At 64.0% G+C, this 20619-nt stretch carries 21 protein-coding genes; all 21 read left to right on the top strand.

The genetic code is table 11. The features are described 5' to 3' along the window. The first annotated feature begins 14 nt into the window (after window positions 1-14). The 21 genes from fliF to fliA all read left to right on the top strand — a co-directional run bounded on the left by fliF (window position 15) and on the right by fliA (window position 20523). Window positions 15-1793 (top strand): flagellar basal-body MS-ring/collar protein FliF, encoded by a 1779-nt coding sequence (fliF, locus tag JV551A3_RS22965; RefSeq protein WP_133974406.1) that lies wholly within the window; start codon window positions 15-17, stop codon window positions 1791-1793. Continuing rightward, window positions 1786-2805, top strand: a complete 1020-nt coding sequence (gene fliG, locus JV551A3_RS22960) for a flagellar motor switch protein FliG (RefSeq protein WP_003257289.1) — start codon at window positions 1786-1788, stop codon at window positions 2803-2805. The genes fliF and fliG overlap by 8 nt, the downstream gene beginning before the upstream one ends. A 161-nt stretch (window positions 2806-2966) precedes the next feature. Continuing rightward, the gene (gene fliH, locus JV551A3_RS22955; RefSeq protein ID WP_133974403.1) at window positions 2967-3761 is read left to right on the top strand and encodes a flagellar assembly protein FliH; all 795 of its coding nucleotides are present in this window, start codon (window positions 2967-2969) and stop codon (window positions 3759-3761) included. Then, complete coding sequence (gene fliI / locus JV551A3_RS22950; protein WP_133974401.1) at window positions 3751-5109, top strand: flagellar protein export ATPase FliI; 1359 nt, start codon at window positions 3751-3753, stop codon at window positions 5107-5109. The genes fliH and fliI overlap by 11 nt, the downstream gene beginning before the upstream one ends. Window positions 5110-5115: 6 nt before the next feature. Further along, a complete protein-coding gene (fliJ, locus tag JV551A3_RS22945; RefSeq protein ID WP_133974399.1) occupies window positions 5116-5568 on the top strand; it encodes a flagellar export protein FliJ in 453 nt (150 codons plus the stop codon). A gap of 250 nt (window positions 5569-5818) precedes the next feature. Beyond that, window positions 5819-6124, top strand: a complete 306-nt coding sequence (locus tag JV551A3_RS22940; protein WP_003254426.1) for an STAS domain-containing protein — start codon at window positions 5819-5821, stop codon at window positions 6122-6124. An 8-nt stretch (window positions 6125-6132) separates the two neighbouring features. Then, window positions 6133-7824, top strand: coding sequence for a fused response regulator/phosphatase (locus JV551A3_RS22935; protein WP_133974397.1), 1692 nt, complete (start codon window positions 6133-6135; stop codon window positions 7822-7824). Window positions 7825-7872: 48 nt separating this feature from the next. Further along, window positions 7873-8220, top strand: a complete 348-nt coding sequence (locus JV551A3_RS22930; protein WP_133974395.1) for an Hpt domain-containing protein — start codon at window positions 7873-7875, stop codon at window positions 8218-8220. A gap of 72 nt (window positions 8221-8292) precedes the next feature. After that, on the top strand, window positions 8293-9555 hold the full coding sequence (locus tag JV551A3_RS22925; protein ID WP_133974393.1) for a flagellar hook-length control protein FliK: 1263 nt from the start codon (window positions 8293-8295) through the stop codon (window positions 9553-9555). A gap of 218 nt (window positions 9556-9773) precedes the next feature. Next, the gene (gene fliL / locus JV551A3_RS22920) at window positions 9774-10271 is read left to right on the top strand and encodes a flagellar basal body-associated protein FliL (RefSeq protein ID WP_133974391.1); all 498 of its coding nucleotides are present in this window, start codon (window positions 9774-9776) and stop codon (window positions 10269-10271) included. A 9-nt stretch (window positions 10272-10280) separates the two neighbouring features. After that, entirely contained in the window at window positions 10281-11249 is a 969-nt protein-coding gene (gene fliM, locus JV551A3_RS22915) for a flagellar motor switch protein FliM (RefSeq protein ID WP_013973595.1), read from the top strand. 47 nt (window positions 11250-11296) lie between these two features. Then, complete coding sequence (gene fliN / locus JV551A3_RS22910; RefSeq protein ID WP_133974389.1) at window positions 11297-11767, top strand: flagellar motor switch protein FliN; 471 nt, start codon at window positions 11297-11299, stop codon at window positions 11765-11767. A gap of 12 nt (window positions 11768-11779) precedes the next feature. After that, window positions 11780-12214: a flagellar biosynthetic protein FliO gene (fliO, locus tag JV551A3_RS22905; protein WP_075047027.1), complete on the top strand. Its 435-nt coding sequence runs from the start codon at window positions 11780-11782 to the stop codon at window positions 12212-12214. Continuing rightward, window positions 12214-12969: a flagellar type III secretion system pore protein FliP gene (gene fliP / locus JV551A3_RS22900; protein ID WP_133974387.1), complete on the top strand. Its 756-nt coding sequence runs from the start codon at window positions 12214-12216 to the stop codon at window positions 12967-12969. Before fliO ends, fliP begins: the two co-directional genes overlap by 1 nt. A 21-nt stretch (window positions 12970-12990) precedes the next feature. Beyond that, window positions 12991-13260, top strand: a complete 270-nt coding sequence (gene fliQ / locus JV551A3_RS22895; protein ID WP_112253079.1) for a flagellar biosynthesis protein FliQ — start codon at window positions 12991-12993, stop codon at window positions 13258-13260. A 7-nt stretch (window positions 13261-13267) separates the two neighbouring features. Further along, the gene (gene fliR, locus JV551A3_RS22890) at window positions 13268-14044 is read left to right on the top strand and encodes a flagellar biosynthetic protein FliR (RefSeq protein WP_021785189.1); all 777 of its coding nucleotides are present in this window, start codon (window positions 13268-13270) and stop codon (window positions 14042-14044) included. A gap of 2 nt (window positions 14045-14046) precedes the next feature. Then, on the top strand, window positions 14047-15189 hold the full coding sequence (gene flhB / locus JV551A3_RS22885) for a flagellar biosynthesis protein FlhB (protein WP_133974385.1): 1143 nt from the start codon (window positions 14047-14049) through the stop codon (window positions 15187-15189). A 218-nt stretch (window positions 15190-15407) separates the two neighbouring features. Then, on the top strand, window positions 15408-17537 hold the full coding sequence (gene flhA / locus JV551A3_RS22880) for a flagellar biosynthesis protein FlhA (RefSeq protein ID WP_133974383.1): 2130 nt from the start codon (window positions 15408-15410) through the stop codon (window positions 17535-17537). Between the two features lie 11 nt (window positions 17538-17548). Then, window positions 17549-18859: a flagellar biosynthesis protein FlhF gene (gene flhF, locus JV551A3_RS22875; RefSeq protein ID WP_133974381.1), complete on the top strand. Its 1311-nt coding sequence runs from the start codon at window positions 17549-17551 to the stop codon at window positions 18857-18859. Between the two features lie 93 nt (window positions 18860-18952). Then, complete coding sequence (gene fleN, locus JV551A3_RS22870; protein WP_133974379.1) at window positions 18953-19786, top strand: flagellar synthesis regulator FleN; 834 nt, start codon at window positions 18953-18955, stop codon at window positions 19784-19786. Then, complete coding sequence (gene fliA, locus JV551A3_RS22865) at window positions 19783-20523, top strand: RNA polymerase sigma factor FliA (protein WP_133974377.1); 741 nt, start codon at window positions 19783-19785, stop codon at window positions 20521-20523. The genes fleN and fliA overlap by 4 nt, the downstream gene beginning before the upstream one ends. The last annotated feature ends 96 nt before the right edge of the window (window positions 20524-20619 follow it).

Genomic DNA, 20619 nt, shown 5'->3' with positions numbered 1-20619 from the left:
GACGGACGTAAACCATGGCTGAAGCAGTCGTCGACAACCCCCCCGCCAAAAGCGGCCCGCCCGCGGCCAAACCGCCGCTGTTCGGCATGGCGTTTCTGGAAAACATCGCGCAGATGCCCATGCTGCGTCAGGTCGGCCTTCTGGTCGGCCTGGCCGCCAGCGTGGCGATCGGCTTTGCCGTGGTGCTGTGGTCGCAACAACCCGATTACCGTCCGCTGTATGGCAGCCTGGCGGGCATGGACACCAAGCAGGTCATGGATACCCTGGCCGCTGCCGACATCCCCTACAACGTCGAGCCCAATTCCGGCGCTCTGCTGGTCAAGGCCGACGACCTCTCCCGTGCGCGCCTGAAGCTGGCGGCCGCTGGTGTGGCACCCAGCGATGGCAATGTCGGTTTCGAACTGCTCGACAAGGAGCAGGGCCTGGGTACCAGCCAGTTCATGGAAGCCACCCGTTACCGTCGCAGCCTGGAAGGTGAACTGGCGCGTACCGTGTCCAGCCTGAACAACGTCAAGGGTGCGCGCGTGCACCTGGCCATCCCGAAAAGCTCGGTGTTCGTGCGTGACGAACGCAAGCCGAGCGCCTCGGTACTGGTCGAGCTGTACCCGGGCCGTGCCCTGGAAGCCGGGCAGGTGATGGCCATCGTCAACCTGGTCGCTACCAGCGTGCCGGAACTGGACAAGTCCCAGGTCACCGTGGTCGACCAGAAGGGCAACCTGCTGTCCGAGCAGATCCAGGACACCGCCCTGACCCAGGCAGGCAAGCAGTTCGACTACAGCCGCCGGGTGGAAAGCATGCTCACCCAGCGGGTGCACAACATTCTGCAGCCAGTGCTGGGCAATGACCGCTACAAGGCCGAAGTGTCCGCCGACCTCGACTTCAGCGCGGTCGAGTCCACCTCCGAGCAGTTCAACCCTGACCAGCCAGCGCTGCGCAGCGAGCAGTCGGTCGACGAACAACGCGCCAGCAGCCAGGGCCCGCAAGGTGTGCCCGGCGCGCTGAGCAACCAGCCGCCAGGCCCGGCCTCGGCACCGCAGACCACCGGTGGTGCCGCTACCCCGGCAGCTGCCATCCAGCCTGGCCAGCCGCTGGTGGATGCCAACGGCCAGCAGATCATGGACCCGGCCACCGGCCAGCCAATGCTCGCGCCGTACCCGTCGGACAAGCGTCAGCAAAGCACCAAGAACTTCGAACTGGACCGTTCCATCAGCCACACCCGCCAGCAGCAGGGGCGCATGACCCGCCTTTCGGTGGCGGTGGTGGTGGACGACCAGGTCAAGATCGACCCGGCCACCGGTGATACCACCCGTGCGCCGTGGGGCGCCGAAGACCTGGCACGCTTCACTCGCCTGGTACAGGACGCGGTCGGCTTCGATGCCAGCCGTGGCGACAGCGTGACAGTGATCAACGTGCCGTTCGCCGCCGATCGTGGCGAAGAAATCGCCGACATTGCCTTCTATCAGCAACCTTGGTTCTGGGACATCGTCAAGCAAGTGCTGGGCGTGGTATTCATCTTGGTGCTGGTGTTCGGCGTGCTGCGTCCGGTGCTGAACAACATTACAGGGGGCGGCAAGCAGGCTGCCTCGGATAGCGACATGGAGCTGGGCGGCATGATCGGTCTGGATGGCGAACTGGCCAACGACCGCGTCAGCCTGGGTGGCCCGACAAGCATTCTGCTGCCTAGCCCGAACGAGGGTTACGAGGCACAGCTCAACGCAATCAAAGGCCTGGTGGCCGAAGACCCGGGCCGCGTTGCCCAGGTCGTGAAAGAGTGGATCAACGCCGATGAGTGATAACCGAGCCGTTACCGCCAAGCTGAGCCGCGTCGACAAGGCGGCGATCCTTCTGCTTTCGCTGGGCGAAACCGACGCCGCCCAGGTGCTGCGGCACATGGGGCCCAAGGAAGTGCAGCGGGTGGGTGTGGCCATGGCGCAGATGGGCAATGTGCACCGTGAACAGGTCGAGCAGGTGATGAGCGAGTTCGTCGAAATCGTCGGCGACCAGACCAGCCTGGGCGTGGGCTCCGATGCCTATATCCGCAAGATGCTCAACCAGGCCCTGGGCGAGGACAAGGCCAACGGCCTGGTCGACCGCATTCTGCTCGGTGGCAACACCAGCGGCCTGGACAGCCTCAAGTGGATGGAGCCGCGCGCCGTCGCCGACGTGATCCGTTACGAGCACCCGCAGATCCAGGCCATCGTGGTCGCCTACCTCGACCCCGACCAGGCCGGCGAAGTGCTGAGCAACTTCGACCACAAGGTGCGCCTGGACATCGTCCTGCGCGTGTCGTCGCTGAACACCGTGCAACCGGCGGCGTTGAAGGAGCTGAACCAGATCCTCGAGAAGCAGTTCTCGGGCAACTCCAACGCGGCGCGTACCACCTTGGGCGGCATCAAGCGCGCCGCCGACATCATGAACTTCCTCGACAGCTCGGTGGAAGGTGCACTGATGGACGCGATCCGCGAAATCGACAGCGACCTGTCCGAGCAGATCGAAGACCTGATGTTCGTCTTCAACAACCTGGCCGACGTCGACGACCGTGGCATCCAGGCACTGCTGCGCGAGGTCTCGTCCGACGTGCTGGTGGTGTCGCTCAAGGGCGCCGACGAGCGGGTCAAGGACAAGATCTTCAAGAACATGTCCAAACGTGCGTCGGAGCTGTTGCGCGACGACCTGGAGGCCAAGGGGCCGGTACGGGTCAGCGACGTGGAAACGGCGCAGAAGGAAATCCTCACCATCGCCCGCCGCATGGCCGAGGCCGGCGAGATCGTGCTCGGCGGCAAGGGCGCCGAGGAAATGATCTAAGGTATTCGCGATCTGAAGGCCGACGCCGCCCCTTGTGGGAGCGGGTTTACCCGCGAAGGCGTCGGGCCTGGCGATAGAGCTTGTCGCTGCCGACGCATTCGCGGGTAAACCCGCTCCCACAGGGACCGTGTCGGCTGAACATGGTTTGAGAACATGACAGCATGCCCACCAAAGAACATCACCCCAGCGACCTGATCCGCGCCCGCGACCTCGAGGGCGTGGACGTATGGGCGCTGCCCAGCTTCGACCCGGAACCGGAGCCTGAGCCCCAGCCTGCGCCGGAACCCGAGGTAATCGAGGAAGAAGTCGAGGAAGTGCCGCTGGAAGAAGTCCAGCCACTGACCCTGGAAGAACTCGAGGCCATCCGCCAGGAAGCCTACAACGAGGGCTTCGCCACCGGTGAGCGCGAGGGCTTCCATAGCACCCAGCTCAAAGTCCGCCAGGAGGCCGAAGAGGCCCTGAAGACCAAGCTGGAAAGCCTCGACCGGCTGATGACCAACCTGATGGAGCCGATCGCCGAGCAAGACACGCAGATCGAGAAAACCCTGGTCCACCTGGTGGCACACATGACCCGTCAGGTGATCGGTCGCGAACTGCGGGGTGATTCCAGCCAGATCACCCAGGTACTGCGCGAAGCGCTCAAGCTGCTGCCCATGGGCGCGGACAATATCCGCATCCACCTCAACCCGCAGGATTTCGAGCTGGCCAAGGCCCTGCGCGAACGCCATGAGGAAAGCTGGCGGCTGCTCGAGGACAGCGCACTGCTACCCGGCGGCTGCCGTATCGAGACCGCGCACAGCCGCATCGACGCAACCATGGAAACCCGCATCGAAAAAGCCGTGGCCCAACTGTTCGACCAGTTGCACGACCATTCGCTGCACCCGGCAGCGCCGGACATGTCGGTAGACCTGGACAGCCTGCCAGAGCGCGCCGTGGGTAGCCCGGATGCATCTTGAACGCACCAGTTTCGGCAAGCGCCTGGGCAGCTATGCCGAGGCGATCGAGCTGCCGGCCCAGCCCATCGTCGAAGGCCGCCTGTTGCGCATGGTCGGCCTCACCCTGGAAGCAGAAGGCCTGCGCGCTGCAGTCGGCAGCCGCTGCCTGGTAATCAACGACGACAGCTACCACCCGGTGCAGGTGGAAGCCGAGGTCATGGGCTTTGCCGGGCCCAAGGTATTCCTCATGCCGGTCGGCAGTATCGTCGGCATCGCCCCCGGCGCCCGCGTGGTGCCGCTGGATGACAGCGGCCGCCTGCCCATGGGCATGAGCATGCTCGGCAGGGTGCTCGACGGCGCCGGCCGCGCGCTGGATGGCAAGGGTGGGATGAAGGCCGAGGACTGGGTGCCGATGGACGGCCCGGTGATCAACCCGTTGAACCGCGACCCCATCAGCAAGCCGCTGGACGTGGGTATTCGCAGCATCAATGGCCTGCTCACCGTCGGTCGCGGCCAGCGCCTGGGCCTGTTTGCCGGTACCGGCGTGGGCAAGTCGGTGTTGCTGGGCATGATGACCCGCTTCACCGAAGCCGAAGTCATCGTCGTCGGCCTGATCGGTGAGCGGGGGAGGGAGGTCAAGGAGTTCATCGAACATATCCTTGGTGAAGAAGGCCTCAAGCGCTCTGTGGTGGTCGCTTCGCCCGCCGACGATGCGCCGCTGATGCGCCTGCGTGCGGCCATGTACTGCACACGTATTGCCGAGTACTTCCGCGACAAGGGCAAGAACGTGCTGTTGCTGATGGACTCGCTGACCCGTTTCGCCCAGGCCCAGCGGGAAATCGCCCTGGCCATCGGCGAGCCGCCGGCTACCCGGGGTTACCCGCCGTCGGTGTTCGCCAAGCTGCCTAAGCTAGTGGAGCGGGCCGGCAACGGCGAGCCAGGCGGTGGTTCGATCACCGCGTTCTACACCGTGTTGTCCGAGGGTGACGACCAGCAGGACCCGATTGCCGACGCGGCACGCGGTGTACTCGATGGCCACTTCGTGCTGTCGCGGCGTTTGGCCGAGGAAGGCCATTACCCGGCCATCGACATCGAAGCCTCGATCAGCCGGGTCATGCCCCAGGTGGTCGATGCCGACCATTTGCGCCAGGCGCAGAAGTTCAAGCAGTTGTGGTCGCGCCTGTCGCAAAGCCGCGACCTGATCAGCGTGGGCGCATACGTGGCGGGTGGCGACCCGGAAACCGACCTGGCCATTGCCCTGCAATCGAAGCTGCTGGAGTTTCTGCGCCAGGGCCTGCGCGAGAGCGTGGGCATGGCGCAAAGCCGCGAACAGTTGGGGGCGATCTTTGCGCCCCCGGCGGGCGGTTGATAGGCCATGGCGCTGCCCGGACGTGCCGCGCGCCTGGCGCCGGTGGTGGACATGGCCGAAGAGGCCGAGCGCCAGGCGGCCCAGCGCCTTGGGCATTTCCAGCAGCAGGTGGTCACCGCCCAGGCCAAGCTGGCCGAGCTCGAGCGGTTTCGCGAGGATTACCAGCTGCAGTGGATCAACCGTGGCGGGCAGGGGGTAAATGGCAGTTGGCTGGTCAATTACCAGCGTTTCCTCGGGCAGTTGGAAACGGCCATGACCCAGCAGCGCCAGAGCCTGGCCTGGCACCAGAACAACCTCAACAACGCCCGCGGCACCTGGCAGCAGGCCTATGCCCGGGTGGAGGGCTTGCGCAAGCTGGTGCAGCGCTACCTGGACGAAGCCAGGCGCGCCGAAGACAAGCGCGAGCAGCGCTTGCTGGATGAGTTGTCCCAGCGCCTGCCGCGGCAGAATCACCTATAGCCTGTACTGGCCCATTAGGCTTGCGCCGTACCCTGTAGGAGCGGCCTTGTGTCGCGAAAGGGGCGCGCAGCGGCCCCAGGATGTCAGCTTCGCAGCAAATAGTGCCGGGGCCGCTCTGCGGCCCTTTCGCGACACAAGGCCGCTCCTACACTGGGTGCACCGCATGTGGGAACGGCATGCTTGCCTCCCCTGGCATCGCCTGCTAAACCTTTAAGGAGTTGCATCCGCCATCATCGAAGGAATCGCTAGCATGGCAGTCGAGACTGATTTTTCGCAGGACGGGAAAAAGCTGACGATCAAGATCAAGGGGCGCTTCGATTTCGGCAAGCACCAGGAATTTCGTGACGCCTACGAACGCCAGCCCCGCCGGCCCGATTCGGTGGTCGTCGACCTGAAGGACACCACCTACCTCGACAGTTCTGCACTCGGCATGCTGCTGTTATTGCGTGACCATGCGGGCGGCGATGAGTCGGATGTGCGGGTAGTGCATGCCAGCTCCGATGTGCGCAAGATCCTCGCCATCTCCAATTTCGAAAAACTCTTCGATATCAGTTGAGCGCCGACATGCCGGCCGAACAGGCGTTGACCGTGCTGGTCGCCGAAGACGGTGCCGCCGACCGCCTGCTGCTGGCGCAGATCGTGCGCCGGCAGGGTCATCAGGTATTCACCGCGGAAAACGGCGAGCAGGCGGTGGCGCTGTTCATCGAGCGGCGCCCGCAACTGGTGCTGCTGGATGCACTGATGCCGGTGATGGACGGCTTCGAGGCGGCGCGGCAGATCAAGGCCCTGGCCGGCGAAGCGCTGGTGCCGATCATTTTCCTGACGTCATTGAACGAGGAGGAAGGCTTGGTGCGCTGCCTGGAGGCCGGGGGCGACGACTTCATGGCCAAGCCCTACAGTGCGGTTATCCTCGGCGCCAAGATCCGCGCCATGGACCGCCTGCGCCGGCTGCAGGCCACCGTGCTGGAGCAGCGCGACCAGATTAGCCGGCACCACCACCACCTGCTCAACGAGCAGCGGGTGGCCAAGGCCGTATTCGACAAGGTAGCCCACTCCGGCTGCCTGGCCGCACCCAACATCCGCTACCTGCAGTCGCCCTATGCGCTGTTCAATGGCGACCTGATGCTGGCCGCGTTCACCCCGTCCGGCGACATGCGCGTGCTGCTTGGCGATTTCACCGGCCACGGCCTGCCAGCGGCGGTAGGGGCCATGCCGCTGGCAGAAGTGTTCTACGGCATGACCGCCAAGGGCTACGGCATGGCGCAGGTCCTGCGCGAGATGAACGCCAAGCTCAAACGCATCCTGCCGGTGGACATGTTCTGTTGTGCGCTGTTGCTCAACCTCAGCATGCAGCGCGGTTCGGTGGAAGTGTGGAACGGTGGCATGCCTGATGGCTATCGTTTGGCAGTGGATGGCCAGGTGCTGTCGGTGCTGAGTTCGCGACACCTGCCACTGGGCATCCTGGATGCCGAGCGTTTCGATGACAGTACCGAAGTGTTGCCGTTGGCACCGGGCGAGCGCCTGCTGCTGCTGTCGGACGGCGTGCTCGACACCGCCGACGATCAGGAGCGCCTTTTTGGCGTGCAGCGCCTGCGCAGGGTGCTGGCCGACAATCGTGACCCGGTGCGGCTGTTCGACGAAGTGATGCAGGCCCTGGAGCGTTTTGGCGGGCGCCCGCGCGATGACATCAGTTTGTGCGACATTCGTATGTTCAGCGCCGAGGAGCGGGTGCCGGCGCCTATGATCTACTCTGATAGCGGCCGCTCCAGCCCGCTGGACTGGTCGCTGGGGTTCGAGGTGCGTGGCCAGAGCTTGAAGCGCTTCAACCCGGTGCCGTACCTGGTGCAGTTGTTGCAAGAGATTCACGGCCTGCGCGCACGTACCGGCAACCTGCACAGTGTGCTCAGCGAGCTGTATTCCAACGCCCTGGAGCATGGTGTGCTGGGCCTGGACTCGCAGCTCAAGCGCGATGTACAGGGCTTTGCCAACTACTATCAGGAACGCGCTCGGCGCCTTGGGGTACTGACCGACGGTTACGTACGCATCGATTTCCAGGTTGAACCGCAGGCCGATGGCGGGCGTCTGATGATCGAGGTCCGTGACAGCGGTGCCGGGTTCGATGTGCAGCGCGTGCTGTCGCGGCCCTCGCTGGAGCAGGAGCTGAGCGGGCGAGGCCTGAACCTGGTGCGGCGGTTGGCCAGCAGTGCGCACTGGAGTGATGGCGGGCGCTGCGCGCATGTGGAGTTCGTCTGGTGAGCCACGGGTTGGCTCGGGCATAATCTGGCTTGATCAAGGAGTGAACAAGTGACTGACATGCATATTGACCACAGGGTCCTCAGCGACCTGCGTGAAGTCATGGAGGACGGCTATCTGCTGCTGGTGCAGACATTTCTAGAAGATTCCGAACGGCGCCTGAGCCAGTTGCATGCGGCCAGAAGTGCCGAGGAGCTCGGTTTGGCCGCGCACAGCTTCAAGGGTAGCAGCAGCAACATGGGCGCCGTGGGCCTGGCCAACCTGTGCCAGGAGCTGGAGGAGCGCGCGCGGCGGCCCCCGCTGTATGGCATCGAGGACCTGATCAACCGCATCGATCAGGAATTCTTCGAGGTGCAGACCTTCTACCGGGGTGAGCAACAACGTATTTCCGCAGGTTGATGCGCAAGTTGGCGCGACTCTTGCCTGTCTCTGGCTGGATGATTTTTTTGTTTCTGGCGCGGAGACTGCTCGATGCCTGTCGCACCCAACCCATTGTTGCAAGGCACTGCCATTGCCACCCCCTCGCGTTCGGCCGCCACACAGGCTGAAAAACCTCTGCAGGCGCCGGGCGACAAGGGTGACAGCTTTGGCCAGGTGATGGCCAGGCGGGGCCGCGACAAGGCCGCCGCGCAGGACGACAAGGCCGACCAGGCCAAGCCCAAGGACAAATCCGAGGCGGCACAAGGCGGCAAGAAAGACGCTGCGGAAAAAACCACCGTTGCCGATGACGGCAAACAATTGCCAGCCGACGACCAGGCTCAGGCGGACACCGGCGTGCGCGATGCCAGTCTTGTGGCCGGCCAGGTAACCGACGCCCAGCCTGGCGCACAGCTGATTCAGGCCCAGGCCGAGGCGGTGGCACCTGTGTTGCAAGCCGCCACGGCGCAAGCCCAGGTCACCGCCGCGTTGCCCGAGGAGCCAGCCGAGGAAGCCTTCGACCCTGACGCCGACCCGTTGGCCAACCTGCCGACCTTGCGCCTGGCACTGGAACAAAGCGCCCAGGCCAAAGGGGCGACCTCGGCGCATGCCCTGGACCCTTCACAGGCCCAGGGCGAGGAGGGGCAGATGGCCGTCAATACCTTGGCGAATCTGGTCGAGAATGCTGATGGTGAAACCGGCGAGCCTGGCGACAAGGCCTTTGCTGGCTTGCTCGAAGATGGCCTGAAGGACACCAAGAGCGCTGGCAGCGATACGCGCGTCGACGATTTCGCCAACCGCCTGGCCAACCTGACCCAGGCCGCCACGGCCAAGACCGCCAATGCCGTGCCGGCCAATGCCAGCCCATTGCACCAACCACTGCCGATGAACCAGAACGCCTGGGCCGAGGGCCTGGTCAACCGGGTCATGTACCTGTCCAGCCAGAACCTCAAGTCGGCGGATATCCAGTTGGAGCCGGCGGAACTGGGCCGCCTGGACATTCGCGTCAATGTTGCGACGGACCAGTCGACCCAGATCACCTTCATCAGCGGCCACGCCGGTGTGCGTGACGCCCTCGACAGCCAGGTGCACCGCCTGCGCGAGCTGTTCGCCCAGCAGGGGCTGGCACAGCCGGATGTCAACGTGGCCGACCAGTCGCGCGGTCAACAACAACAGCAGGGGCAGGCGCAGGGCAGTAACCTGTCCGGGGTGGCGGCGCGCCGGGCTGAGCAGGATGGCGGCGAGGCAGTCGATAGCGCCCGGCCTGTGGAGCAGCAGGTGGTTGTGGGCGACAGCGCGGTCGATTATTACGCATAGATCTCGATTGCCTGTACTGGCCTCTTCGCGGGTAAACCCGCTCCCACAAGTACGATGCGGGATCGGCAGCCTGTGCAGGTCCTGTGGGAGCGGGTTCACCCGCGAAGAAGCCAGCACAGTTGTCCCTGCTGAAAATGCCCTTCTGCAAAATCTGGCATAACACTTGCTCAAGCCAAGCCATTCTCCCTTGAACCCCCGATGGACGACGGATTATTGGCATGGCGAAGAGCGAAGCAGTCAAAGACCCCGCCACTAAAGGCAAACTCAAGCTGATCCTGCTGGCAGTAGTGGGCCTGTTGCTGGCGGTCGGCCTTTCGGTGGGCGCTACCTGGTTCATCATGCACAAGAGCGAGCCGGCCCCGGCCGCCGATCCTGCAGCCAGCAACGTCAAGCCAGCGGCTATCTACGAAGCGCTGGCTCCGGCCTTTGTGGTCAACTTCAACCAGAACGGTCGCCAGCGCTACATGCAGGTGAGCATCACCATGCAGGCGCGCAGCCAGGCTGACCTGGATGCGCTCAAGGTGCACATGCCGGTGATCCGCAACAACCTGGTGATGATGTTCTCCGGGCAAGGCTTCGACACCCTGGCCGGCAGCCCGGTGGGGCAGGAAATGCTGCGCCAGAAGGCCACCGCAGTGGTCCAGGAAGTGGCGCAGAAGGAAGTCGGCAAGCCGGTCGTCGACCAGTTGCTGTTCACCAATTTCGTATTGCAGTAGGAGTCCGCAATGGCCGTACAGGACCTGCTGTCCCAGGATGAAATCGATGCCCTGTTGCATGGCGTCGACGACGGGCTGGTGCAGACCGAGAGTGCATCCGAGCCTGGCAGCATCAAAAGCTACGACCTGACCAGTCAGGACCGTATCGTGCGGGGCCGCATGCCGACCCTGGAAATGATCAACGAGCGTTTCGCCCGTTACACCCGTATCAGCATGTTCAACCTGCTGCGCCGTTCCGCCGACGTGGCAGTGGGTGGCGTGCAAGTGATGAAGTTCGGCGAATACGTACACTCGCTGTACGTGCCGACCAGCCTCAACCTGGTCAAGATCAAGCCGCTGCGCGGCACCTCGCTGTTCATCCTCGACGCCAAGCTGGTGTTCAAGCTGGTGGACAACTTCTTCGGCGGCGACGGTCGCCACGCCAAGATCGAAGGCCGCGAATTCACCCCCACCGAGCTGCGCGTGGTGCGCATGGTGCTGGACCAGTGCTTCGTCGACCTCAAGGAAGCCTGGCAGGCAATCATGCCGGTCACCTTCGAATACATGAACTCCGAAGTAAACCCGGCCATGGCCAACATTGTCGGCCCCAGCGAAGCGGTGGTGGTGTCCACCTTCCACATCGAACTGGACGGCGGTGGCGGCGACCTGCACGTGACCATGCCGTACTCGATGATCGAGCCGGTGCGGGAAATGCTCGATGCCGGTTTCCAGTCCGACCTGGACGACCAGGACGAGCGCTGGGTCAAGGCCCTGCGCGAGGACGTGCTGGACGTGGCCGTGCCGCTGACCGCCACCGTAGCCCGGCGCCAGCTGAAGCTGCGCGACATCCTGCACATGCAGCCTGGCGACGTGATCCCGGTGGAGCTGCCCGAGCACCTGGTGCTGCGCGCTAACGGCGTGCCGTCGTTCAAGGCGCGCCTGGGTTCGCACAAGGGCAACCTGGCGCTGCAGATCATCGACCCGATCGAACGCCGCTGACGGCGTGCCGGTCACTCCTAACGAATTGAATGCCTGTCGAGGAAACCATGGCTAACGAAAACGAGATCACCTCTGCAGAGGACCAGGCGCTGGCCGATGAGTGGGCTGCGGCACTGGAAGAAACCGGTGCAGCCGGCCAGGCCGACATCGATGCACTGCTGGGTGGTGACACCGGTAGCAGCGCCAGCGGCCCGGGCCGCCTGCCGATGGAAGAGTTTGCCAGCTCGCCGAAGCCGAACGAAAACGTCAGCCTCGAAGGCCCGAACCTGGACGTGATCCTGGATATCCCGGTGAACATTTCCATGGAAGTGGGCAGCACCGAGATCAACATCCGCAACCTGCTGCAGCTCAACCAGGGCTCGGTGATCGAGCTCGATCGCCTGGCCGGCGAACCGCTCGACGTGCTGGTCAACGGCACGCTGATCGCCCATGGCGAAGTGGTGGTGGTCAACGAAAAGTTCGGCATCCGCCTGACCGACGTGATCAGCCCCAGCGAACGTATCAAGAAGCTGCGCTGAGTGAAGGGCACGATGCGCGCCATCGCGGCGCTCGCCGCGCTGCTCGCCAGCCAGGCATGCCTGGCCGCGGCCACGCCGGCGGCAACCCCGGCAACCGCGCCTGGCAGCCTCGGTGGGCAGTTGGCGCAGATGGTCTTCGGCCTGCTGCTGGTGGTCGGCCTGATCTTCTTCCTGGCCTGGTTGCTGCGGCGCATGCAAAGCACGGCGGTGAAGGGCGGGCAGGTGATCGAGATCGTCGGCAGCCGGGCCATCGGCCCGCGTGATCGGCTGCTGCTGGTGCAGGTGGGCAAGGAGCAGATCCTGATCGGCCATACCCCTGGCAGCATCGAGGCCCTGCATGTGCTGGCCGAACCCGTGGAAGTGCCGGAAAGTGCCCGTCAGGCGACGCCGGAGTTTGCCCAGCGGCTGATGGAGCTGATGGGCAAGGACCCTAAGGACAAGAAGTGATGAGTGGCGCGCTGCGTGTGTTGTTGACTCTGGCGCTGCTGCTGGCTGCGCCGCTGGCCTTGGGTGCCGACCCGCTGTCGATCCCGGCCATTACCCTGTCCAATACCCCGGACGGGCAGCAGGAATACTCGGTCAGCCTGCAGATCCTGCTGATCATGACGGCGCTCAGCTTCATTCCGGCGTTCGTCATCCTGATGACCAGCTTCACCCGCATCATCATCGTGTTCTCGATCCTGCGTCAGGCCCTGGGCCTGCAGCAGACGCCGTCGAACCAGTTGCTGACCGGCATGGCGCTGTTCCTGACCATGTTCATCATGGCGCCGGTGTTCGACCGGGTGAACCAGGACGCGCTGCAGCCGTACCTGAAGGAGCAGATGACCGCCCAGCAGGCCATAGACAAGGCCCAGGTGCCGCTCAAGGACTTCATGCTGGCACAAACCCGGCAAAGCGACCTCGACCTGTTCATGCGCCTGTCCAAGCGTACCGACATCGCCGGCCCGGACCAGGTGCCGCTGACGATCCTGGTACCGGCGTTCGTCACCTCAGAGCTGAAGACCGCATTCCAGATCGGTTTCATGATCTTCATCCCGTTCCTGATCATCGACATGGTGGTGGCCAGCGTGCTGATGGCCATGGGCATGATGATGCTGTCGCCGCTGATCATCTCGCTGCCGTTCAAGATCATGCTGTTCGTGCTGGTGGATGGCTGGGCGCTGATCATGGGTACCCTGGCCAGCAGTTTCGGCGGCGTCTGACGCCGTCAAGGAGAGCCGCCGATGACACCTGAAGTCGCTGTCGACCTGTTCCGTGATGCCTTGTGGCTGACCACCCTGATGGTCGCCATACTGGTAGTGCCCAGCCTGCTGGTGGGCCTGGTGGTGGCGATGTTCCAGGCCGCCACGCAGATCAACGAACAGACCCTGAGTTTCCTCCCGCGCCTGCTGGTGATGCTGGTCACGCTGATCGTCGCCGGGCCGTGGCTGGTGCAGAAGTTCATGGAGTACTTCATCAGCCTCTACACCAACATCCCGCATTTGATCGGTTGACGCGCCGATGCTGGAGCTGACCGACACGCAGATCGGCACCTGGGTTGCCACCTTCATCCTGCCGTTGTTCCGGGTGACGGCGGTGCTGATGACCATGCCGATCTTCGGCACCCGCATGCTGCCGGCGCGGGTGCGCCTGTATGTGGCCGTGGCTATCACCGTGGTGATCGTCCCGGCCCTGCCACCCTTGCCCGAGTTCGACCCGTTGAGCCTGCGCGGCCTGCTGCTGTGTGCCGAGCAGGTCATCGTCGGGGCGCTGTTCGGGTTGTCGTTGCAGTTGTTGTTCCAGGCGTTCGTGATCGCTGGCCAGGTCGTCGCGGTGCAGATGGGCATGGCCTTCGCATCGATGGTCGACCCGGCGAACGGCGTCAACGTCGCGGTGATCAGCCAGTTCATGACCATGCTGGTGAGCGTGCTGTTCCTGCTGATGAACGGCCATCTGGTGGCGTTCGAGGTGCTGACCGAAAGTTTCACCACCTTGCCGGTGGGCAATGCGCTGGTGGTCAATCAGTTCTGGGAACTGGCGGGGCGCCTGGGCTGGGTGTTCGGCGCCGGCCTTCTGCTGATCCTGCCGGCTATCGCCGCGCTGCTGGTGGTGAACATCGCCTTTGGCGTAATGACGCGTGCCGCGCCGCAGTTGAACATTTTCTCCATCGGTTTTCCGCTTACCCTGGTCATGGGCATGTTCATTTTCTGGGTTGGCCTGGCCGATATACTTTCCCATTACCAGGCATTGGCCAGCGAAGCGCTGCAATGGCTGCGTGAACTGGCGAGGGCGCGCTGAGCATGGCAGAAAGCGAAAGCGGTCAGGACAAGACAGAAGAACCCACCGACAAGCGCAAGCGCGATGCTCGCGAGAAAGGCGAGATCGCGCGGTCCAAGGAACTGAACACGGTGGCGGTGACCCTGGCCGGCGCCGGTGGCCTGTTGGCGTTTGGCGGCCACCTGGCCGAGACGCTGCTGGCGATCATGCGCATGAACTTCAGCCTGACCCGCGACTTCATCACCGATGAGCGGGCCATGGGTGCCTTCCTGCTGGCCTCGGGCAAGATGGCCATCTGGGCAGTGCAGCCGATATTGATCCTGTTGTTCGTGATTTCCTTCGTCGCGCCGATCGCCCTGGGCGGTTTCCTGTTTTCCGGCAGCCTGTTGCAGCCGAAATTCAGCCGCATGAATCCCTTGTCAGGGGTCAAGCGCATGTTCTCGATGAATGCCCTGACCGAACTCTTGAAAGCGTTCGCCAAGTTTCTCGTGATTCTGGTCGTGGCGGTAGTGGTACTGGTCAATGACCGCCAGGCGCTGCTGGCCATCGCCAACGAGCCGTTGGAGCAGGCGATCATCCATAGCCTGCAGGTGGTGGGCTGGAGTGCGTTGTGGATGTCGGCGGGGCTGCTGTTGATTGCGGCGGCGGACGTGCCGTTCCAGCTGTGGCAGGCGCACAACAAGCTGAAGATGACCAAGCAGGAGGTCAAGGACGAGTACAAGGACAGTGAAGGCAAGCCCGAGGTCAAGCAGCGTATTCGCCAGCTGCAGCGTGAGGCTTCACAGCGGCGCATGATGGCGGCCGTGCCCGAAGCCGATGTGATCATCACCAACCCGACGCATTATGCGGTGGCCTTGCAGTACGACCCGGAGAAAGGCGGGGCGGCGCCATTGCTGCTGGCCAAGGGCACGGATTTCATTGCCTTGAAGATTCGCGAGATCGGTGTGGAGCACAAGGTCCAGATCCTCGAGTCGCCGGCGTTGGCGCGGGCGATCTATTACTCCACCGAGCTTGAGCAGGAAATCCCCGCCGGCTTGTACCTGGCGGTGGCCCAGGTGCTGGCCTATGTGTTCCAGATCCGTCAGTACCGGGCAGGCAAGGGCAAGCGGCCAGAGCCGCTGAAGGACGACCTGCCGATCCCGTCGGACCTGCGTCGCGACAGTTGACCTTGTGTCAGGGCTTCTGGCCCTTTCGCGGGTGAACCCGCTCCCACAGGTCCTCTGCGGGCCTTGAAGGCTGTGCGGTCCCTGTGGGAGCGGGTTCACCCGCGAAGAGGCCGGAACAGACAACATAAATCCCCCGTCGAGCAAAGTTGGAAGGCTTCTTGCAAAGCCAGCGCCAGGCGCCCCCTGTGCGTCAAAGTTTTGCATCAAGAGGACTCGCGGTGGATCGCACTCAGTTAATCAGCAACGCCCGTAACAACCTGGCCGGGCTCGGTCGGGGCAACCTGGGTGTGCCGCTGTTGCTGCTGGTGATGTTGGCAATGATGATGTTGCCGATACCGCCGTTCCTGCTCGACGTGTTCTTCACCTTCAACATCGCCCTGTCGATCGTGGTGCTGCTGGTCTGCGTCTATGCGCTGCGCCCGCTCGACTTCGCCGCGTTCCCCACCATCCTGCTGGTGGCCACGCTGTTGCGCCTGGCCCTGAACGTTGCATCCACCCGGGTTGTGATGCTGCATGGCCAGGAGGGCCACGGCGCAGCCGGCAAGGTGATCCAGGCCTTCGGCGAGGTGGTGATCGGCGGTAACTACGTGGTCGGTGCCGTGGTGTTCGCCATCCTCATGATCATCAACTTCGTGGTGGTGACCAAGGGCGCCGGGCGTATCTCGGAAGTGAGCGCGCGTTTCACCCTCGACGCCATGCCCGGCAAGCAGATGGCCATCGACGCCGACCTCAACGCCGGCCTGATCGACCAGGCCCAGGCCAAGCACCGCCGCGCCGAAGTGGCGCAGGAAGCCGAGTTCTACGGTTCGATGGACGGTGCCAGCAAGTTCGTCCGCGGTGACGCCATCGCCGGCCTGCTGATCCTGTTCATCAACCTGATCGGCGGCATGCTGATCGGCATGCTGCAGCACGGCATGAGCTTTGGCGATGCCGGCAAGGTGTACGCCTTGCTGACCATCGGTGACGGTTTGGTGGCGCAATTGCCATCACTGCTGCTGTCCACCGCTGCCGCGATCATGGTTACCCGCGCCTCGGGCTCCGAGGACATGGGCAAGCTGATCAACCGGCAGATGTTCGATTCGCCCAAGGCCCTGGCGGTGTCCGGCGCGCTGATGATTGTCATGGGCCTGGTGCCGGGCATGCCGCACGTGGCCTTCCTCAGCCTCGGCCTGCTGGCCGGTGGTGGCGCCTACCTGGTATGGAAGAAGCAGCAGAAGGCCAAGGCGCAAGCCCTGCAGGAGGCGCAGCGCCAGCAGGACTTGCTGCCCTCGCCACAGCGTGCGCTGGAAACCAAGGAACTGGGCTGGGACGACGTCACGCCGATCGACATGATTGGCCTGGAGGTCGGCTACCGGCTGATCCCGCTGGTCGATCGCAACCAGGGCGGCCAGTTGCTGGCGCGGATCAAGGGCGTGCGCAAGAAACTGTCGCAAGACCTGGGCTTCCTCATGCCCACCGTGCACATCCGCGACAACCTCGACCTGCAGCCCAGCGCCTATCGCCTGACCTTGATGGGGGTGATCCTGGCCGAGGCCGAGATCTATCCGGATCGCGAACTGGCAATCAACCCGGGCCAGGTGTTCGGCACCCTCAACGGTATTGCCGCGCGTGACCCGGCGTTCGGCCTGGAGGCCGTGTGGATCGATGTTGGCCAGCGCGCCCAGGCACAGTCGTTGGGCTACACCGTGGTCGACGCCAGCACCGTGGTGGCCACCCACTTGAACCAGATCCTGCAGAAGCACTGCCACGAGCTGATTGGCCATGAAGAGGTCCAGCAACTACTGCAGGTTTTGGCCAAGGCATCGCCTAAACTTGCAGAAGAGCTGGTGCCAGGTGTCATTTCATTGTCGGGCCTGCTCAAGGTGCTGCAAGCGCTGTTGTCGGAGCAGGTGCCGGTGCGCGATATTCGCAGTATCGCCGAGGCGATCGCGAACAACGCCGGCAAGAGTCAAGATACCGCCGCGCTGGTGGCGGCGGTGCGCGTCGGATTGTGTCGCGCCATCGTGCAAAGCATTGTCGGCATTGAGTCGGAGCTGCCAGTGATTACCCTGGAGCCAAGATTGGAACAGATTTTGCTCAATAGTCTGCAGAGGGCCGGGCAAGGTCAGGAAGACGGTGTTCTTCTTGAGCCGAGCATGGCCGAAAAGCTGCAGCGTTCGTTGATCGAGGCGGCCCAGCGCCAGGAAATGCAGGGCCAGCCGGCCATCCTTCTGGTCGCCGGCCCGATCCGCGCCATGCTGTCGCGTTTCGGTCGCCTGGCTGTACCGAATTTGCATGTTCTGGCGTATCAGGAAATACCTGACAACAAGCAAGTCACCATCGTTGCCACCGTGGGCCCTAACGGCTGAGGTAGGGGATAATGCAAGTTAAGCGATTTTTCGCCGCCGATATGCGTCAGGCCATGAAGCTGGTCCGTGATGAGCTGGGCGCCGATGCCGCCATCATCGGCAACCGCCGCATCGCCGGCGGTGTCGAACTGACGGCTGCGCTGGACTACAAACTGTCCGCCCTGGCCCCGCGTGTGCCTAACGCCGAGCTGGAAGAAGAGCTGCGCAAGACCCATACGCGCATCGCCACTGCCCGCGCCGAGCTGGATCCCCGCCCGGACAGCAGCGACAACAACCGCCAATTGTTCGCCGGGCAGTCGCTGACCGCCGCCGAGCCGTTGATCGAACCGCACGTCGATGCGCCCGAGGCCGCCGGTGCAACCCCCGCATCGGCACCGGTCGACCCGCGTCTGTTCGATGCCATGCGCTCCGAGCTGTCGGGCCTGCGCGAGCTGCTGGAAGTGCAGCTCGGCTCGCTGGCCTGGAATCAGCTGCAGGGCAGCAAGCCGCAGCAGGCCACCGTCTGGCGCCGGCTGCAGCGCATTGGCCTGTCCGGGCCGATCGCCCGTGAGCTACTGGACCTGACCGCCGAGATCGACGAGCCACGCCAGGCCTGGCGCATGTTGCTGGCGCACCTGGCGCGGATGATCGAAATCCCCGAGGTCGAGCCAATCGAAGAGGGGGGTGTGATCGCCATGGTCGGCCCGGCCGGCATGGGCAAGACCACTACCCTGGCCAAGCTGGCCGCCCGCTACGTGCTCAAGTACGGCGCGCAGAACCTGGCACTGGTGAGCATGGACAGCTTCCGCATCGGCGCCCAGGAGCAGCTCAAGACCCTGGGCCGCATCCTCAACGTGCCGGTGACCTACGTCGACCCGGGCCAGTCGCTGGCTGCGGCGCTGGAGCCGCTGCTGCGCAAGCGCGTGGTGCTGATCGATACCGCCGGCCTGCAGGCCAGCGACCCGGCCCTGCGCATGCAGCTGGACACCCTGGCCGGGCGTGGCATTGCCGCGAAGAACTACCTGGTGCTGGCCACTACCAGCCAGAAGCAGGTGCTGACTGCCGCCTACCACAGCTACAAGCGCTGCGGCCTGGCCGGTTGCATCCTGACCAAACTCGATGAAACGGCGAGCCTTGGCGACGTGCTGAGCCTTGCCATCAGTCATGAACTGCCGGTGGCCTACCTGACCGATGGGCCGCGTATTCCTGACGACCTGCACCTGCCTCGGGGGCACCAGTTGGTCTCCCGCGCGGTCAATGTGCAGCAGCAGGACGAGCCCAGCGAAGAGGCCATGGCCGACATGTTCGCTGATCTCTATCACAACCCACGGCGAGCGGGTTGATGATGAAGCGTGTGCAAGGTAGCTATGCCAAGGGGTACGCAGAATTGCCCTACGTGTGGCCTGAGTCCCAGCGAGACAAGGTAAAGAACAGACATGGGTAGCATGCATCCCGTACAGGTGATCGCCGTGACCGGTGGCAAAGGTGGCGTCGGCAAGACTAACGTTTCAGTGAACCTGTCCCTGGCGCTGGCCGAGCTTGGCCGCAGGGTCATGCTGCTGGACGCCGACCTGGGCCTGGCCAATGTCGACGTGCTGCTGGGCCTTACCCCCAAGCGGACCCTGGCCGATGTCATCGAGGGGCGCTGCGAGCTGCGCGACGTGATCCTGCAGGGCCCCGGTGGTGTGCGCATCGTGCCGGCTGCCTCGGGTACGCAGAGCATGGTGCACCTGGCCCCGGCCCAGCATGCCGGGCTGATCCAGGCTTTCAGCGAAGTCGGCGACAACCTCGACGTGCTGGTGATCGACACCGCGGCCGGTATCGGTGATTCGGTGGTCAGCTTCGTCCGCGCTGCCCAGGAAGTGCTGCTGGTGGTATGCGACGAACCCACCTCGATCACCGACGCCTACGCCTTGATCAAGCTGCTCAACCGCGACTACGGCATGAACCGTTTCCGCGTGCTGGCCAACATGGCGCAAAGCCCACAGGAAGGCCGCAACCTGTTCGCCAAGCTGACCAAGGTCACCGACCGCTTCCTCGACGTTGCCTTGCAGTACGTGGGCGCCGTGCCGTATGACGAGTGCGTGCGCAAGGCGGTGCAGAAGCAGCGTGCCGTGTACGAAGCCTTCCCACGCTCCAAGTGCGCGCTGGCCTTCAAGGCGATTGCCCAGAAGGTCGACAGCTGGCCGCTGCCGGCCAACCCGCGCGGCCATCTGGAGTTCTTTGTCGAGCGTCTGGTGCAACCTACCAGCGCGGGACCTGTGTTATGAATGCCAGTGGTTTCAAGATGTACAGCCGGGCGTCGAAAGACGCCCAGTGCGAGCTGATCGAGCGCTACGCCCCACTGGTCAAGCGCATCGCCTACCACCTGCTGGCGCGGCTGCCGGCCAACGTGCAGGTCGAGGACCTGATCCAGGCCGGCATGATCGGCCTGCTGGAAGTGGCCAACAAGTACGACGCCAGCAAGGGCGCGAGCTTTGAAACCTACGCCGGCATCCGCATTCGCGGGGCCATGCTCGATGAAGTGCGCAAGGGCGATTGGGCGCCGCGTTCGGTGCACCGCAACACCCGCATGGTCAGTGACGCGATGCGTGCGGTTGAAGCAAGAACCGGCCGTGACGCTAAAGATCATGAAGTTGCTGCCGAACTCCAATTGAGTCTCGATGATTACTACGGGATCTTGAACGATACCCTGGGCAGCCGCCTGTTCAGCTTCGACGACCTGTTGCAGGACGGCGAGCACGAAGGGCTGCATGAGGATGGCGCCAGTGGCCAGGTAGAACCTGCGCGTGGCCTGGAAGACGAGCGCTTCCAGGTTGCCCTGACCGAGGCCATCGCCAACCTGCCGGAGCGTGAGCGCCTGGTGCTGGCGCTGTACTACGACGAAGAGCTGAACCTCAAGGAAATCGGTGAGGTGCTGGGGGTCAGCGAGTCGCGGGTCAGCCAGTTGCACAGCCAGTGTGCCGCGCGCCTGCGCAGCCGCCTGGGGGAATGGCGGGCGCGTTGAGCCCGCTGTCGTTGCAGTCGTTTTCTACGTTGTACCGAATTGTAAATGCGCGCTCGGGGCCGAGCGCGTTTGAGACTGCTTGGAGGTCTACTTGAA

The organism is Pseudomonas inefficax, from assembly GCF_900277125.1.
GTDB lineage: Bacteria > Pseudomonadota > Gammaproteobacteria > Pseudomonadales > Pseudomonadaceae > Aquipseudomonas > Aquipseudomonas inefficax.
The sequence above is the reverse complement of the archived record's forward strand: the minus strand, read 5'-3'. Positions and strand labels throughout refer to the sequence as shown.

Bases quoted from the DNA above. Each gene is read 5' to 3' on its own strand.
- fliF (WP_133974406.1), top strand. From the start codon at position 15: ATGGCTGAAGCAGTCGTCGACAACCCCCCCGCCAAAAGCGGCCCGCCC.
- fliP (WP_133974387.1), top strand. From the start codon at position 12,214: ATGAGTGGCGCGCTGCGTGTGTTGTTGACTCTGGCGCTGCTGCTGGCT.
- fliJ (WP_133974399.1), top strand. From the start codon at position 5,116: ATGGCGCTGCCCGGACGTGCCGCGCGCCTGGCGCCGGTGGTGGACATG.
- flhF (WP_133974381.1), top strand. From the start codon at position 17,549: ATGCAAGTTAAGCGATTTTTCGCCGCCGATATGCGTCAGGCCATGAAG.
- JV551A3_RS22925 (WP_133974393.1), top strand. From the start codon at position 8,293: ATGCCTGTCGCACCCAACCCATTGTTGCAAGGCACTGCCATTGCCACC.
- fliO (WP_075047027.1), top strand. From the start codon at position 11,780: ATGCGCGCCATCGCGGCGCTCGCCGCGCTGCTCGCCAGCCAGGCATGC.
- fliR (WP_021785189.1), top strand. From the start codon at position 13,268: ATGCTGGAGCTGACCGACACGCAGATCGGCACCTGGGTTGCCACCTTC.
- fliL (WP_133974391.1), top strand. From the start codon at position 9,774: ATGGCGAAGAGCGAAGCAGTCAAAGACCCCGCCACTAAAGGCAAACTC.
- fliN (WP_133974389.1), top strand. From the start codon at position 11,297: ATGGCTAACGAAAACGAGATCACCTCTGCAGAGGACCAGGCGCTGGCC.
- JV551A3_RS22935 (WP_133974397.1), top strand. From the start codon at position 6,133: ATGCCGGCCGAACAGGCGTTGACCGTGCTGGTCGCCGAAGACGGTGCC.
- fleN (WP_133974379.1), top strand. From the start codon at position 18,953: ATGGGTAGCATGCATCCCGTACAGGTGATCGCCGTGACCGGTGGCAAA.
- fliH (WP_133974403.1), top strand. From the start codon at position 2,967: ATGCCCACCAAAGAACATCACCCCAGCGACCTGATCCGCGCCCGCGAC.
- JV551A3_RS22940 (WP_003254426.1), top strand. From the start codon at position 5,819: ATGGCAGTCGAGACTGATTTTTCGCAGGACGGGAAAAAGCTGACGATC.
- flhB (WP_133974385.1), top strand. From the start codon at position 14,047: ATGGCAGAAAGCGAAAGCGGTCAGGACAAGACAGAAGAACCCACCGAC.
- fliQ (WP_112253079.1), top strand. From the start codon at position 12,991: ATGACACCTGAAGTCGCTGTCGACCTGTTCCGTGATGCCTTGTGGCTG.
- fliA (WP_133974377.1), top strand. From the start codon at position 19,783: ATGAATGCCAGTGGTTTCAAGATGTACAGCCGGGCGTCGAAAGACGCC.
- fliI (WP_133974401.1), top strand. From the start codon at position 3,751: ATGCATCTTGAACGCACCAGTTTCGGCAAGCGCCTGGGCAGCTATGCC.
- fliM (WP_013973595.1), top strand. From the start codon at position 10,281: ATGGCCGTACAGGACCTGCTGTCCCAGGATGAAATCGATGCCCTGTTG.
- fliG (WP_003257289.1), top strand. From the start codon at position 1,786: ATGAGTGATAACCGAGCCGTTACCGCCAAGCTGAGCCGCGTCGACAAG.